The sequence below is a fragment of the Chromobacterium phragmitis genome, assembly GCF_003325475.1.
Taxonomy (GTDB): domain Bacteria; phylum Pseudomonadota; class Gammaproteobacteria; order Burkholderiales; family Chromobacteriaceae; genus Chromobacterium; species Chromobacterium phragmitis.
This window is the reverse complement of sequence record NZ_CP029495.1, coordinates 3,816,985-3,830,174: the sequence shown is the minus strand read 5'-3', so window position 1 is coordinate 3,830,174 and position 13,190 is coordinate 3,816,985. Positions and strand designations below refer to the sequence as shown.

Annotated in this window: 13 protein-coding genes; 9 read left to right on the top strand and 4 right to left on the bottom strand. The window is 63.0% G+C overall.

What is annotated here, in order from left to right:
* Nucleotides 1-98: 98 nt before the first annotated feature.
* Nucleotides 99-1,025 (top strand): DMT family transporter, encoded by a 927-nt coding sequence (locus DK842_RS18245; RefSeq protein ID WP_114062737.1) that lies wholly within the window; start codon nucleotides 99-101, stop codon nucleotides 1,023-1,025.
* Nucleotides 1,026-1,035: 10 nt separating this feature from the next.
* Here DK842_RS18245 and DK842_RS18240 read toward each other — a convergent pair whose 3' ends face one another.
* The gene (locus DK842_RS18240) at nucleotides 1,036-2,823 is read right to left on the bottom strand and encodes an ABCB family ABC transporter ATP-binding protein/permease (RefSeq protein WP_114062736.1); all 1,788 of its coding nucleotides are present in this window, start codon (nucleotides 2,821-2,823) and stop codon (nucleotides 1,036-1,038) included.
* A gap of 173 nt (nucleotides 2,824-2,996) precedes the next feature.
* Complete coding sequence (apaG, locus tag DK842_RS18235; RefSeq protein ID WP_114062735.1) at nucleotides 2,997-3,377, bottom strand: Co2+/Mg2+ efflux protein ApaG; 381 nt, start codon at nucleotides 3,375-3,377, stop codon at nucleotides 2,997-2,999.
* Between the two features lie 106 nt (nucleotides 3,378-3,483).
* On the opposite strand from apaG, the gene rpe reads away from it, so the two are divergent.
* From rpe to trpE, 4 genes are all read left to right on the top strand, one after another.
* The gene (rpe, locus tag DK842_RS18230) at nucleotides 3,484-4,167 is read left to right on the top strand and encodes a ribulose-phosphate 3-epimerase (RefSeq protein WP_114062734.1); all 684 of its coding nucleotides are present in this window, start codon (nucleotides 3,484-3,486) and stop codon (nucleotides 4,165-4,167) included.
* 42 nt (nucleotides 4,168-4,209) lie between these two features.
* Nucleotides 4,210-4,962 (top strand): SDR family oxidoreductase, encoded by a 753-nt coding sequence (locus tag DK842_RS18225; RefSeq protein WP_114062733.1) that lies wholly within the window; start codon nucleotides 4,210-4,212, stop codon nucleotides 4,960-4,962.
* A 57-nt stretch (nucleotides 4,963-5,019) separates the two neighbouring features.
* On the top strand, nucleotides 5,020-5,688 hold the full coding sequence (locus tag DK842_RS18220) for a phosphoglycolate phosphatase (protein ID WP_114062732.1): 669 nt from the start codon (nucleotides 5,020-5,022) through the stop codon (nucleotides 5,686-5,688).
* Between the two features lie 129 nt (nucleotides 5,689-5,817).
* Nucleotides 5,818-7,284 (top strand): anthranilate synthase component I, encoded by a 1,467-nt coding sequence (gene trpE, locus DK842_RS18215; RefSeq protein ID WP_114062731.1) that lies wholly within the window; start codon nucleotides 5,818-5,820, stop codon nucleotides 7,282-7,284.
* A 117-nt stretch (nucleotides 7,285-7,401) separates the two neighbouring features.
* Here trpE and DK842_RS18210 read toward each other — a convergent pair whose 3' ends face one another.
* A complete protein-coding gene (locus tag DK842_RS18210; RefSeq protein ID WP_114062730.1) occupies nucleotides 7,402-8,520 on the bottom strand; it encodes an FAD-dependent oxidoreductase in 1,119 nt (372 codons plus the stop codon).
* A 10-nt stretch (nucleotides 8,521-8,530) separates the two neighbouring features.
* Nucleotides 8,531-9,919 carry an anaerobic nitric oxide reductase flavorubredoxin gene (gene norV / locus DK842_RS18205; protein WP_114062729.1) on the bottom strand — a complete coding sequence of 463 codons (1,389 nt, stop codon included), beginning with the start codon at nucleotides 9,917-9,919 and terminating at the stop codon, nucleotides 8,531-8,533.
* Between the two features lie 283 nt (nucleotides 9,920-10,202).
* Here norV and DK842_RS18200 point away from each other — a divergent pair, with 283 nt between their 5' ends.
* The 4 genes from DK842_RS18200 to DK842_RS18185 all read left to right on the top strand — a co-directional run bounded on the left by DK842_RS18200 (nucleotide 10,203) and on the right by DK842_RS18185 (nucleotide 13,110).
* The gene (locus DK842_RS18200) at nucleotides 10,203-10,697 is read left to right on the top strand and encodes an RrF2 family transcriptional regulator (RefSeq protein ID WP_114062728.1); all 495 of its coding nucleotides are present in this window, start codon (nucleotides 10,203-10,205) and stop codon (nucleotides 10,695-10,697) included.
* Nucleotides 10,698-11,029: 332 nt separating this feature from the next.
* On the top strand, nucleotides 11,030-12,205 hold the full coding sequence (locus tag DK842_RS18195) for a tyrosine-type recombinase/integrase (protein WP_114062727.1): 1,176 nt from the start codon (nucleotides 11,030-11,032) through the stop codon (nucleotides 12,203-12,205).
* Nucleotides 12,206-12,250: 45 nt separating this feature from the next.
* A complete protein-coding gene (locus tag DK842_RS18190) occupies nucleotides 12,251-12,868 on the top strand; it encodes an AAA family ATPase (RefSeq protein ID WP_114062726.1) in 618 nt (205 codons plus the stop codon).
* Nucleotides 12,865-13,110: a hypothetical protein gene (locus DK842_RS18185; protein ID WP_114062725.1), complete on the top strand. Its 246-nt coding sequence runs from the start codon at nucleotides 12,865-12,867 to the stop codon at nucleotides 13,108-13,110. The genes DK842_RS18190 and DK842_RS18185 overlap by 4 nt, the downstream gene beginning before the upstream one ends.
* The last annotated feature ends 80 nt before the right edge of the window (nucleotides 13,111-13,190 follow it).

Genomic DNA, 13,190 nt, shown 5'->3' with positions numbered 1-13,190 from the left:
CGCATGAGTGCAAAAGGGGATTGTTGCTCGAAATCAATCAATCCATGCGCAATAGCTTGTTACGCTGAAGGCGCGCAACAAATCGAAACGGAATAAATATGCCATACCTATGCCTGATTCTGGCCGCCTGCTTTTGGGGGGGCAACTACGTGATAGGCCATATTCTGGTGGAAAGCATCGATCCCATACTCTTGTCCGCCGCGCGCTGGATTTTGACCGCCGCGCTGCTGATGCTGCTGTATCGCCGCCAAGTGGCCTTGCAATGGCCGGCGATGAAAAAATCAATGAGCACGGTGGTGTTTCTCGCCCTGTGCGGACAGGTGTTGTTTCCCATCACGCTCTATATCGGCCTGCAATATACGTCTTCGCTGAACGCGGCCATTTATCTCTCCACCACGCCGGCGCTGGTTCTGATCATCAACAAGATATTCTTCAAAGAACGGATCGCCCAGCAAAACATCTGGGGCGTCGCGCTCAGCTCCATCGGCGTGGCCTATCTCATCCTGCAGGGCGACTTCACCCGCGCCGACGCGCTGGCATCGCTTAACCGCGGCGATCTCTGGACCATGGGCTCCGCCGTCAGCTGGGCGCTGTATTGCGCCTTCTTGCGCATCAAACCCAAGGAGATCAAGGGCAATGCCTTTGTCGCCGTCAGCGCCGCCATCGGAGCCATCGCCTTGTTGCCCGCCCTGCTTTTCAGCTTGCAAGGAAATGCGCCCATCGCCGCGAGCGGCCATCTGCAATACGGCCTGCTCGCAGGCGTGGCTTATCTGGTCATTTTCCCTTCCTGGCTATCCTACCTGCTGTGGAACAAGGGCATTCTCGCCATAGGCTCCACCCGCGGCGAAATCTACTCCCACCTGATTCCGCTCAGCGGCGGCATACTCAGCATAGTCTTCCTGCGGGAACCTACCCACGCCTTCCACCTGGTCAGCGCCATGCTGATCGCCTGCGGCATCGCGCTCTGCTCGTTGGCCAAACACGGCCAAAGCGCGCCGCACGCGCAGGCCAAGGCCAGCCGCTAAACGCCGGCGCTTACTCCGCCACCGCCTCGCTCTCCTGCTGCAGCCGCCACATCTCGGCGTAACGGCCGTCCAGCTCCAACAGGTCGCGGTGGCTGCCGTGCTCCACTACCCGCCCCGCGTCCAGCACCAGGATGCGGTCGGCGTCCACAATGGTGGACAGACGATGGGCGATGATCAGCGTGGTGCGGTTGGCGGAGATGGCTACCAGCTCGTGCTGGATGGCCTTTTCGGTGCGGGAATCCAGCGCGCTGGTGGCCTCGTCGAAGATCAGGATCGGCGGATTTTTCAGAATGGTGCGGGCGATGGCCACGCGCTGCTTCTCGCCGCCGGACAATTTCAGGCCGCGCTCGCCCACCATGGTGTCGTAGCCGTCCGGCAGGCTGCTGACGAAATCGTGGATATGGGCAGAGCGCGCCGCCTCGATCACCTCCTCGCGCGTCGCGCCCGGCTTGCCGTAAGCGATGTTGTAATAGACGGTGTCATTGAACAGCACCGTGTCCTGCGGCACGATGCCGATATGGGCGCGCAGCGAATCCTGAGTCAGCGCGCGGATGTCCTCGCCGTTGATCCTCACCGCGCCGGACGTGGCGTCGTAAAAGCGGAACATCAGCCGCGACAGCGTGGACTTGCCGGCGCCGCTGGCGCCGACCACCGCCAGCGTCTGGCCAGCGGGGATGGCGAAGTCCACTTCATGCAGGATCTGCCGCTTGGGCTCGTAGGCGAAGCCGACTCGCTCGAAGCGTATCGCCGCGCTGCGGGTGTCCAGCGTCTTCGCGTCCGGCGCGTCCGCCACCTCCAGATTGACGCCCAGCAGCTTGAACATCCGTTCGATGTCAGCCAGCGAATGCTTGATCTCGCGGTAGACGAAACCCAGGAAATTCAACGGCGCGTACAGCTGGGTGATGAAGGTGGCCACCAGCACCACGTCGCCCACGGTCATCCGATGCGCCACCACATCGCGCGCCGCCAATACCATAACCAGCGTGACGCCGACAGCGATGATGGAGGCCTGGCCGGCGTTCAGCAGCGACAGAGAAACCTGATTCTTGATCGCCGACGCCTCCCAGGCCTCCAGATTGCGGTCGTAGCGTTTGGATTCGTACTCCTCGTTGTTGAAGTACTTGACCGTTTCGTAATTGAGCAGCGCGTCTATCGCCTTGGAGTTGGCCTTGGAGTCCAGATCGTTCATGGTGCGGCGGTAGACGGTGCGCCACTCGGTCACCAGCAGCGTGAAGCCGATGTAAAGTCCTATGGTGCCCAGCGTCACCACCGCGAACTCCCACGAATAGCGATGCAGCAGGATGGCCGCCACCATGCCGATTTCCAGCAAGGTGGGCAGTATGTTGAACACGGTGAAATTCAGCAGGAAGCCTATGCCCTTGGTGCCGCGCTCGATATCGCGGCTCATGCCGCCCGTGTGGCGCTCCAAATGGAAGCGCAGCGACAGCTTGAACAGGTGGCGGAACACATTGCGCGCCACGCTGCGCACCGCGCCCTGGATCACGCGGGCGAACACGGCGTCGCGCAGCTCGCCCAATACGCCGGACAGCAGCCTCGCCACCCCGTAGCCGGTCAGCGCCAGCACCGGAATGGCCAGCAGCGTGGCCGGAACCGACAGCTGGTCGACGATGTCCTTCAGATACAAGGGCACCGTCACCGCCGCCACCTTGGCCAACACCATGCAGGACAGGGCCAGGATCACCCGCCATTTGAACGCCCACAGATAGGGCAGCAGGGTTTGGATGGTTTGCCAATCGTGGCGACCGGCGGGCGCCGGGCCGCTATGGGTGATGCGCATAAAGGATTTGCCTGTGGCTGGAACCTGTCCCAAAGTGAAGTCAGCCTCACTCGCAAAGGGACGGGCATCATGTGGATACTGTTAGCGGAAGCGTTGGGAGCCGGAGGGCTCGCCACTTTCATCGTCTGGTGGACCTGGCCGCGGGAAGACCAGGACCCGTCCTGTAAACGGGACTAGTGCAGCACCCGCGGCGCCACCAGCGTCATTTCCGGAATGGACGCCTCAAAACGGCGGCCGTCGTCCGCCACCATCTGATAAGCCCCCTTCATGCTGCCGTAAGGCGTGCAGATATGGGCGGCGCTGGAGTATTCGAACACCTGGCCCGGGTCCAGATGCGGCTGCTCGCCCACCACCCCCATGCCGCGCACTTCCTGCACTTGCTGGTTGGCGTCGGTGATGATCCAGTGGCGGCTGACCAGCTGCGCCGGCTCGCTGCCGGTATTGGTGATGCGGACCCGATAGGCGAACACGTAGACGTCGTTGGCGACGCTGGACTGCTCGGCCACGTATTGCGGCTCCGCCATCACCTCCATCTGGTAGAGTTTATCGGCCATTTCGGCTTCTCCTGATTGATCTTGGTTTTCATTTTATCCGGCCAAACCGCTTTTGGCGCGGTAGAATGGCGGGCATTCCTCGTTTATCGATGTCAGAGCAATCGCCATGCGCACTTTCCGTATCGCCCCCAGCATTCTGTCCGCCGATTTCGCCCGCCTGGGCCAGGAAGTCAAAGATGTCATCGCCGCCGGCGCCGACATCATCCACTTCGACGTGATGGACAATCACTACGTCCCCAATCTGACCATGGGGCCGATGTTCTGCGAGGCCATCCGCCCGCACAGCAGCGCGCCCATCGACGTGCACCTGATGGTGAAGCCCGTGGACGCGCTGGCCGCCTCCTTCGCCAAGGCCGGCGCCGACATCATCACCTTCCATCCGGAGGGTTCGGAACACATCGACCGCACCCTGGGCCTGATCAAGGATGCCGGCTGTAAAGCCGGCCTGGTACTCAACCCCGCCACGCCGCTCACCTATCTGGACCATGTGATGGACAAGCTGGACATGATCCTGATCATGTCGGTCAACCCGGGCTTTGGCGGACAATCCTTCATCCCGCATGCGCTGGAGAAGATCAAGCAGGTCCGCCTGCGCATCGACGAATACACCGCCAAGCGCGGCGGCGAGATCTGGCTGGAGGTGGACGGCGGCGTCAAGGTGGACAATATCGCCCAGGTGGCCGCCGCCGGCGCCGACACTTTCGTGGCCGGCTCCGCCATCTACGGCCAGAAAGACTACAAGACCGTCATTGAAGCGATGCGCGCGGAACTGGCGCGCGTCAACGCCTGACGGCGCGGCCGCGCCGCCACGCACACCAAGGAACCCACCGCAATGCATGCATTCATCGTCACCGGCGCCTCGCGCGGCCTGGGCTTCGCCATCTGCGAAGCCCTGCTGGGCGACGGCTACTTCGTCGTTGGCATCGCCCGCAGCCCCGGCCCCGCGCTGGAAGGCCTGGCCGCCCGCCACCCGGAGCGTCTGCTGGCCGTCAACGCCGACCTGTCAGACGCCAGCCAGGCTTCGGCGTCCATCCACACCGCGCTGCAACAGCTGCCGCTGCCGGAGTGCGCGACGATCACGCTGATCAACAATGCCGGCGTGGTGGCGCCCATCGCCCAGGCCGGCCATTACCCGGCCGGCGAAGTGGTCAAAGCCGTCGCCGTCAACGTCACCGCGCCGCTGCTGGCCACCGACGCGCTGCTGTCCGCCACTGGCCACCTGCCGGCGCGCCGCCGCGTCCTGAACATCTCGTCCGGCGCCGCAGCCAAGGCCTATCCGGGCTGGAGCGTGTACTGCGCCACCAAGGCCGCGCTGGACCACTTCAGCCGCAGCGTGGCCGTGGAGCAGGAAGGCAAGCCCAATCCAGCGCAGATCGTCGCGCTGTATCCGGGCGTGGTGGACACCGACATGCAGCGCAATATCCGCGCCAGCGACGAGGGCCAATTCCCGCAGAAGGCCCGCTTCGACGCGCTGAAGGCCGACGGCGCGCTGAGCAGCCCTAGCGATGCCGCGCGCAAGATCGTCGACTATCTGGTTTCGCCGGCCTTCGGCCAGACCCAAGTCGTCGACATCCGCGAGCTCTAGACACTCCGCATCACCCACTTCGCCGCGGCCCGCCGGCCGCGGCCGCAAAGCCGACACATGAATCTCAAACACATCAAAGCCGTCGCCTTCGACCTGGACGGCACCCTGGTAGACTCCATCCCCGACCTGGCCGACGCCGCCAACGCGATGCGCGCGCATCTCAGCCTGCCGCCGCTAGAGCCCGAACGCATCAAGAGCCACGTCGGCGACGGCATCGCCAGCCTGGTGCACCGCGCCATCACCGACGAACGCCACGCCGAGGCCGACGACGCGCAGTGGGAGCGCGGCTACCGCTTCTTCGTCCAGCATTACCGCGAGCATCTGGCCGACCTGACCACCGTCTATCCCGGCGTGCGGGACGGCCTCTCCCTGTTGCGCGCGCTCAAGCTGCCGCTGGTCATGATCACCAACAAGTCCGAGCGCCTGGCGGTGCCGCTAGCCGAGCAGCTTGAGCTGCGCGACCACTTCAGCCTGATCATCGGCGGCGACACCCTGCCGCAAAAGAAGCCATCCGCCCTGCCGCTCTTGCACTGCTGCCAAGTGCTGGGCATCGAACCCAATGAGCTTGCCATGGTCGGCGACTCCGCCAACGACGTGGCCGCCGCCCGCGCCGCCGGCAGCGCGGCCATCGCGGTCGGCTACGGCTACGCCGACGCAGCCGCGCTGGGCGCGGACCTGACGGTAAACAGTATTGCCGAGCTCTACGATTTGATGAAGAATGACTGAGTCTCATCAACCCTGAAGGAACTCAAACGCCCATGGCCTTTCTTCCCTGCCCCGCCAGCTGGCGATGGCGTCGCCCGGTCCACGCCCCGCACGACTCCGCCCACACTGACAAGACACAGGAAGAACCGCATGCAAGCGCAAGAGTTTGACCAACTGGCCGCCGCCGGCTACAACCGCATCCCCGTCACCCAGGAACTGCTGGCCGATCTGGACAGCCCGTTGTCCATCTACCTGAAGCTCGCCAACCAGCCGTACAGCTATTTGCTTGAGTCCGTAGTGGGCGGCGAGCGCCATGGCCGCTACTCCATCATCGGCCTGCCGGCGGACACCCGCCTGCGGGTCATTGGCCAGCGGGTGCAGGTGGAGTGCGGCGACAAGGTGATAGAGCGCCACGACGGCGACCCGCTGGCCTTCATCGAAGCCTTCCAGCAACGCTTCCGCATCCCCCAGCTGCCCGGCCTGCCGCGCTACTCCGGCGGCCTGGTCGGCTACTTCGGCTACGACACCATACGCTACGTCGAGCGTCGCCTGGCAGACGTCCAAAAGCCTGACCCAGTGGGCACGCCTGACATCCTGCTGATGCTGTCCGAAGAAATCGCCGTAGTCGACAATTTGTCAGGCAAGCTCTACCTGGTGGTTTACGCCGATCCGGCCGTGCCCAACGCGCTGCACAAGGCCAAGGCCCGCCTGGGCCAGTTGCGCGCCAAGCTGCGCGAGCCGCTGGCCATCCCGCTGTCGCTGCCCCAGCCCCATGAGGGCGAGGCGGTGTCAGAGTACGGCGAGGACGCGTTCAAGCAAGCGGTGGCGTCCTGTCAGCGCTACATCCACGACGGCGACATCATGCAGGTGGTGCTGGCCCAGCGCATGCAGCAGCCCTACCACGGCTCGCCCATCGCGCTGTACCGCGCGCTGCGCAACCTCAACCCGTCGCCGTACATGTTCTTCTACCATTTCGACGATTTCCACGTGGTGGGCGCGTCGCCGGAGATCCTGGTGCGCCGCGAAGGCGAAACCGTGACCGTGCGTCCGATCGCCGGCACCCGCCCGCGCGGCCACAGCCGCGAGCACGACGAGGCCCTGGCTGCGGAATTGCTGGCCGATCCCAAGGAAATCGCCGAGCACGTGATGCTGATGGACCTGGGCCGCAACGACGTCGGCCGCGTCGCCGACATCGGCACCGTGAAGATCACCGACAATATGTCGATCGAACGCTATTCCCACGTGATGCACATCGTCTCCAACGTGGAAGGCCAGGTGGACCGCAAGATCAGCAACATCGACGTGCTCAAGGCCACTTTCCCTGCCGGCACGCTGTCCGGCGCGCCCAAGGTGCGGGCGATGCAGATCATCGATGAGTTCGAGCCCACCAAACGCGGCGTCTACGGCGGCGCGGTGGGCTATCTGGGCTTCAACGGCGACATGGACCTCGCCATCGCCATCCGCACCGCGGTGCTGAAGAACGGCATGCTCTACGTGCAATCCGGCGCCGGCGTGGTGGCCGACTCGGTGCCGCAATCGGAATGGCAGGAAACCCAGAACAAAGCCCGCGCGGTGCTGCGCGCCGCGCAGATGGTGCGCGACGGGCTGGACGCCTGAACCCTCCATGAAAAAAGCCGGCTCAAGCCGGCTTTTTTCAATCCCACAAATCCCTGCCCACCCGCCAGGACAAGGGCCGCGTCAACAGCAGGAAGGCCGCCTGCGCCGGCATCGCCGTCAGTCGTCCTCCAGCTCGGACAGCAGCGCCATCCCGTTGCGGCCGCCAGCAGCGACGAACCCCGCCAGCCGCCCATCGCGCCAGGACCTGGCGATGAGGCCGTCGCTGTTTTCATCCAGCGTCCAGGCCAGATCCTCGCCGTGAGTCGCGCCGGCCAGCTGTATCGGATAACGCGGCGTTTTCACCGCCACCGGCATCCTGCCGAAACGCACCGGCGTTAGCTCGCCGGCTAGCGTGCGAGCCAACGCCTGGGCCGACAGCGAGATCGGCTGCAGGAAAGGCAGCACCCTGCCATCGATTTCCGCGCAGTCGCCCAGCGCGAAGACATGCGGCTGCGAGGTCCGCAGGCAGGCGTCCACCAAGATGCCTCTCCCCGTCTCCAGACCGGCGGCCAGTTCCAGCCGTGGCCGCAGCCCGGCCGCGCAAACCACCGCGTCGGCCTCCAGCGCCTCGCCGTCGGCCAGTTCGACGCGATACGCTGCGCCCACCCTATCGATGCGCTCCACACGGTTGCCGAAACGCCACGCCACACCGGGCAGCCGGTCTTGCAATCCAAGGCTGACAACCTCCGGCACCAGCCGCTCCAGCAGGCGGTCGCCCACGTCCACCAGCGTCACCCGCTTGCCCTCGGACAGATCATGCGCCAATTCGGCGCCGATCAAGCCGCCGCCTATCACCACCACGCGATCGCCGCGATCCAGCCGCTCGCGATAGCGCCGATACTGATCCAGATCGTTCAGCGTCAGCACCTCGCTCGCCGCGTCCCCCTGCATCGGCGGCACGAAGGGCTCGGCCCCCACCGCCAGCACCAGATCGCCGTAGGGAATGCGCGCGCCGCCTGCGATCACGATCCGGCTGCCGAAATCGATATCTTCCACCCGGGTACGGGGGCGGACCATGAGCTTCCACTCCGAAGCCATGCCCGGCGCGTCGGCCTGCGTCAGCGCCTCGGCGCTCAGGCTGCGGCTGAAACCATGGCTGAGCTGGGGCTTGGGATACAGCTCGCCGCCGTCGCGGCTCAGCACGATGACGGGAGTCCGCGCATCCCGCTGCCGAAAAGCGCGAGCCAGGCTGTAGCCCGCATGGCCGCTGCCGATGATGACCAAAGGCTTTCTCATCATCGCCTCCTCAAGCCGGAACGAAATCATGCTTGCCCATGAAGCACTCCGGGCACAGAAAACTGTCCGGCACGTCCGACCAGACGGTGCCGGGCGCCACGCCCTGGCTGGACTCGCCCTTGGCCGGATCATAAATCCAGGAGCAAGTCTTGCAGCGCATCATGCCGGAGCATCCGCAGGCCGCCTCGCCTTGCGCGTCTGCCGCGCCTGACAATTGAGCGATGAAGGCCTCGCCGAAAGCGGCCGCTCCGGACAGCGCGTCGATGGTCGGCCGCCACTCGGCGGCAATGCCCTGGTTCAACACGCGGAATCCCGCACCCGCCAGCCGTTCGGCGATCCGGTCCACCGCTCCGCCGCTCCAGCCATGCGTGCCGAAGGCGGCGGCCGCCTTGTTGCGGAAGCGCAGGCCGGTCATTTCCTCCAGCAGCGCCGCCACCCGCGGCAGCATCACGTTATTGACGGTGGGGCTGCCCACCAGGATAGCCTTGGAGCGGAAGACATGGGTCAGCACGTCGTTCTTGTCCGTATTGGCCAGATTGAATAGCTTGATCGCCACCGCGGGGTCGGCCCGGCGCATGCCTTCGGCGATGGCTTCAGCCAACATTCGGGTGCCGTTCCACATGGTGTCGTAAAGCAGCGTGATCTGGTTCTCCTGGTAATCGTCGGCCCAGCGCAGATATTGCTCGACGATCTGGCTGGGATTGTCCCGCCAGATAATGCCGTGACTGGTGGCGATCATGTCTATCGGCAGGTTCAACGCCAGCACTTCCTGGATCTTCCGGGTCACCAGCGGGCTGAACGGCGTCAGGATGTTGGCGTAGTACTTGATGCACTCCTCCTGCAGCTCCGCCTGGTCGCATTGGTCGTTGAACATCCGCGCGCTGGCATAGTGCTGGCCGAAAGCGTCATTGCTGAACAGCACCGCGTCGCCAGTCAGATAGGTGGCCATGCTGTCCGGCCAGTGCAACATCGGCATCTCCACGAATACCAGTTTTTTGCCGTTGCCGAGATCCAGGCTGTCTCCGGTCTTGACCACCTGGAAATTCCAGTCCTGGTGGTAATGGCCGCGCAGCGACTTCACGCCGTTCTCGGTGCAATAGATGGGCGTGTCCGGAATGCGCGACATCAGCGCGGGCAAGGCGCCGCTATGATCGGCCTCGCCATGGTTGGCGATGATGTAGTCGATGGCTCCCAGCTCGACCTCCCGTTCCAGATTGGCGACGAACTCTTCGGCATACGGCGTCCATACGGTATCTATCAGTACTGTCTTCTCTTCTCGGATAAGATAGCTGTTGTAGCTGGAACCACGGTGCGTGCTGTACTCGCTGCCGTGGAACTCTCGCAGTTCCCAGTCCTGCTTGCCTACCCAGCTGATGTTGTTCTTGACGATGAGTGCCATTTCGCGACGCTCCAAGCGCATTGACGGCCGCGCCGCCCGCCCTGCCCCACGCAGACGGCTGCCGCGGCGTATGCGGCCATAAGATTCAGACAAAATGAATGTTATCTCTTAAAACATTCATTGAAAATACATCTTCATTGCTGCGATTGATGCGCTTGAGGCAAATCAAGAAAGCCAGATCCATCGAACGCTACCGCGCCTTGCCCCGCACCTCCCGCCACCGCCGCGCCTCATCGCGCTAGAATGTCTGCTTGGCGTCTGGTTCTATTCCTGGAGCACCCACGTGCGGCTGAACACCTTTACCGACTACTGCCTACGCGTCCTGATGTATTGCGCCTTGACCGGCGGACGACTCGCCACCATCTCAGAAATCTCCGCCGCCTACGGCATCTCCGCCAGCCATCTGACCAAGGTTGTGTTCTTCCTGGGTCAGCAAGGCTATCTGGAAACAGTGCGCGGCAAGGGGGGCGGCATGCGCCTACGGCCGAAACCGGAACAGGTGGACCTGGGCCGCCTGGCGAGAATCGCCGAAACAGACAACGCGCTGGTGGAATGCTTCGACCCGGACAACGCGTCCTGCCGGATCGCTCCCGCCTGCCAGTTGCGCGCCATCCTGCGGGCCGCTCAGGAGGCGTTCTACGCCGAGCTGTCGCGCCACACTCTGGCGGATCTGACAGCATCACCCCAACCGCTCGTCGAATTTCTCGGCGTTCCCATCCTGCCCTCGCCAACCAAAACTCGGCGCGGAGCGGCTCATGAAAACCGTGGCCGGGGGTGACGGTGTCGGGAGACTATGGGGTATAGTGTTGGCAACCCAACCTCTGTGCCATGCCCATCGCCAGCCAATAAAACCGGGGGCACCAATGGGGGTATCAAATAGCCGGCCAATACTACGAATCCAGCAAAATCAAGGAATTAAGCCAATCATGCTATTGATGATCGATAATCAATAGTGCCATCGCTGGCTGTCGCATAGTAGCGCGACAGCTGCATTTCTCAAGCATTCTCCAGTCTCTAGTTGTCGCACCCAATCGCCACAATTCTCATCACATCGCGATGAATTGTGAGTAAGATTGTGAGTAACGACAAATCCCAATCCCGTTACTCACAATGCTCTCCGACACCAAGGCCAGGCAGGCAAAGCCAACTGACAAAGTCTACCGAATCGCTGATGCAAAGGGTCTGGCCCTGGAGGTGCGCCCCTCCGGCCAGAAGTTTTGGCGCTATCGCTTCCGTTTCGACGGAAAGCCAAGCATGTTCACGATTGGGGAATACCCGGCCGTTGGCTTGGCCGAGGCAAGGAGGCTGCTTGAGGATGCTCGCGCGCTGGTAGAGCGTGGAATCAACCCCAATATGGCCAAGAGGATCGAGAAAGCGAATCAGATCGCCTCGACCGGCACATCGTTTAGCCAGGTGGCAAATGAATGGATTTCAGCACAAGCTCACTGGACGGATGGGTATAGATCTCAGGTGGAGAAGACGCTCAGGTTGAACGCCTTCCCCAAGATTGGCGATCTTCCCATTTCAGAAATTACCCCGGCCATCATGCTCTCTGTCATCCAGCCGGTCATTGATCGAGGCGCAGTGGCTGTTGCGAGGAATCTTCGCCAGTGGTCAGGCGCAGTCTTTCGCTACGGAGTGACTACGCTTCGCTGTGCCAGCGACCCAACGGCGCCGCTGGGCCAGCTAGTGAAGCGGGTTGTCGTTCGCCATCATCCTCCGCTTGCGGTGGACTCTATCCCGAATTTTCTAAAGGCGCTGGATGCCTACAAGGGCTACGGAATCGCGCAGCCGGCGGCCCAGCTCATGCTGCTGACTTTCGTCAGAACAGCCGAAATCCGCTCTGCCGAATGGTGCGATATCGATTGGAAAAACAGACTCTGGCGCATTCCTGGCGAGAAGATGAAGATGTCCACGGACCATATCGTCCCCCTCTCCGCGCAAGCGCTGGCCATTCTGGAGAAGATGAAGCTCATCAGCGGCAACAGGAATAAGATTTTCCCCAACGCCCGCAATCCTGCCGACGGTATCAGCCCCACAACGATCAACACCGTCATAGCCAGCATAGGCTTCAAGAACATCATCTCCGGCCACGGCTTCAGATCAACGGCATCAACCATGCTGCACGAGCTTGGCTACGACGAACGCGTGATCGAGATCCAGCTTGCCCACATGGAGCGCAACAAGGTGAAGGCCGCCTACAACCATGCCAAGCACTTGGATAAACGCCGAAAGATGATGCAGGACTATGCCGATTACCTTGACCGACGACGGTCTGAATCCTAACCAACCCAACCCGCTTCGGCGGGTTTTTTCATGCCTGGAGAAAACGTGAAAACCATCGCCACATTCTCGCAAAAAGGCGGCTCGGGTAAGTCCACCTTGGCCGTTCACCTGGGCGTCGCCGCCGCAGAGGATTCCACCTCAGTCATCATCTTCGACCGAGATGATGCGCAGGCCTCTGCTTCGTGCTGGGCGGAAAGGCGTGCTGCAGATTCCCCGGTCGTTCTCAAGACGCCGCCATCGCAGCTGCAAGCCGCACTCAAGGCCGGTAGTGGCAGAGGTTTCAGCCTGGCCATCATCGACGGGCCGCCGCACTCCTCCCCCGATGCGGCTGCCATCGCACGCGTCGCCGACATCATCTTGATTCCCGTTCGTCCGACAGCTTTCGACCTGGCCGCGGTAGGAAATGCCGTGAAAATTGTCACGGCCGCCGGCAAGCAGCCGCTGTTCGTTCTGTCCGCCTGCCCTTCTCGCGTGCCGGAGGTCGCCGACGCGCGCCAGGCGCTGACCGACTTCGGCGAGGTGGCGCCGGTGGAGATTGGCGAGCGCATCGCCTTCTCGCGCGCCATCGCTACCGGCCAGTCGGTGACGGAGTTTGACCCGCGCGGCAAGGCTGCGGCCGAGATTCGCGCGCTGTGGCAGTGGATCAAGGAGAAGACGCGATGAGCAAGACCAGCCTGAAGGATTTCTTGGGCGCCGGCGAGGCGGAAGCGCCGGCCAAAGAAGAAAGGCCGCTGCCGGTCTATGTGTGCATCAAGATCAAAGTCCATCCCGACGATCACCGCCGGCTTTCAGACCTCGCCAAGGCGGAACGGCCGTCCAGCCTGCAAGACCTCGGTACGGAGGGCTTCAATCGCGTGCTTGAAGAGCGCGGCCTACCGCCGCTGCGCCGTTACAACGAGGGGTAAATGCTCATTTGCCCCCTTGCCCCCTTGCCCCCTTGCCCCCTTGCCCCCTTGCCCCCTTGCTCACTTGCTCACTTGCTCAT

Bases quoted from the DNA above. Each gene is read 5' to 3' on its own strand.
- DK842_RS18185 (WP_114062725.1), top strand. From the start codon at position 12,865: ATGAGCAAGACCAGCCTGAAGGATTTCTTGGGCGCCGGCGAGGCGGAA.
- DK842_RS18210 (WP_114062730.1), bottom strand. From the start codon at position 8,520: ATGAGAAAGCCTTTGGTCATCATCGGCAGCGGCCATGCGGGCTACAGC.
- DK842_RS18220 (WP_114062732.1), top strand. From the start codon at position 5,020: ATGAATCTCAAACACATCAAAGCCGTCGCCTTCGACCTGGACGGCACC.
- rpe (WP_114062734.1), top strand. From the start codon at position 3,484: ATGCGCACTTTCCGTATCGCCCCCAGCATTCTGTCCGCCGATTTCGCC.
- trpE (WP_114062731.1), top strand. From the start codon at position 5,818: ATGCAAGCGCAAGAGTTTGACCAACTGGCCGCCGCCGGCTACAACCGC.
- apaG (WP_114062735.1), bottom strand. From the start codon at position 3,377: ATGGCCGATAAACTCTACCAGATGGAGGTGATGGCGGAGCCGCAATAC.
- DK842_RS18195 (WP_114062727.1), top strand. From the start codon at position 11,030: ATGCTCTCCGACACCAAGGCCAGGCAGGCAAAGCCAACTGACAAAGTC.
- norV (WP_114062729.1), bottom strand. From the start codon at position 9,919: ATGGCACTCATCGTCAAGAACAACATCAGCTGGGTAGGCAAGCAGGAC.
- DK842_RS18240 (WP_114062736.1), bottom strand. From the start codon at position 2,823: ATGCGCATCACCCATAGCGGCCCGGCGCCCGCCGGTCGCCACGATTGG.
- DK842_RS18245 (WP_114062737.1), top strand. From the start codon at position 99: ATGCCATACCTATGCCTGATTCTGGCCGCCTGCTTTTGGGGGGGCAAC.
- DK842_RS18225 (WP_114062733.1), top strand. From the start codon at position 4,210: ATGCATGCATTCATCGTCACCGGCGCCTCGCGCGGCCTGGGCTTCGCC.